Annotated in this window: 1 protein-coding gene; it reads right to left on the bottom strand. The window is 67.1% G+C overall.

Annotation, left to right across the window (positions count from 1 at the left end; genetic code table 11):
• A partial coding sequence (locus BLX41_RS34890) for an efflux RND transporter permease subunit (RefSeq protein ID WP_259744606.1) occupies positions 1-872 on the bottom strand: 872 nt, incomplete at both ends.

The raw sequence follows: 872 nt of genomic DNA, 5'->3' as shown, positions 1-872 counted from the left end.
GCTTGGCGCCGTCAAGGATGGCCACCTTCACCGCCTTGCCCTGTTCCAGGTGCCAGTTGATGTTCTCGATGGTCACGGTGGCATCGTCCACCAGGATCCCCACCGCCAGGGCCAGGCCGCCCAGGGTCATCACATTCAGGGTCTGGCCGCTGAGCGCCAGCAGGGCAATGGCCGAGAGCACCGCCAGGGGAATCGAGGCGGCGATGATCAGTGTGGAGCGCCAGCTGCCGAGGAACAGCAGGATCATCGCGCTGGTCAGCAGGGCGGCGATGATGCCTTCCTGGGCCACGCTGCCCACCGACTGCTTGACGAACACCGAGGCGTCCCCCAGCAGTGAGGTCTTCAGCGCTGGCGGCAGGGTTTCGTTGATGCGCGGCAGCATCTGGCGGATGCCGTCGACGATCGACAGGGTAGAGATATTGCCGTTCTTCAGGGCCGGCATCAGCACCGCGCGGCGTCCGTCGACCCGCACGATGTTGGTCTGCGGCGGCGAGCCGTCGCGCACGTGGGCCACCTGGCCGATGGTGATCAGCGCGCCGTCCACGGTCTTGATCGGCAGGTCGTTGAGCTCCTCGATGGCGGTCGGGCTGTTGTTCAGCAGCACCGTGTATTCATCGCTGCCCAGCTTGGCGGTGCCCACCGGGATGATCTGGTTCTGCGCCGCCAGGGCATTGCCCACGTCTTGCGCCGACAGGCCCTTGGCGGCCAGGGCTTGCGGGTCCAGGTCGAGGGTGATCTGGCGCTGCTTGCCGCCCATGGGGGTGGGCATGGCCAGGCCGGGCAGGGCGCTCAGGGGCAGGCGGATGTTGTTCTGCACCAGGTCGCGGATCTTCGCCTCCGACAGGGTCGGGCTGGAAAACGCCATCTGCAGG

Origin of the sequence: Pseudomonas protegens (genome assembly GCF_003732485.1) — a bacterium.
Lineage (GTDB): Bacteria > Pseudomonadota > Gammaproteobacteria > Pseudomonadales > Pseudomonadaceae > Aquipseudomonas > Aquipseudomonas protegens_B.
Note: the sequence above shows the minus strand (reverse complement) of the source record. Positions and strands in the feature narration are given on the sequence as shown.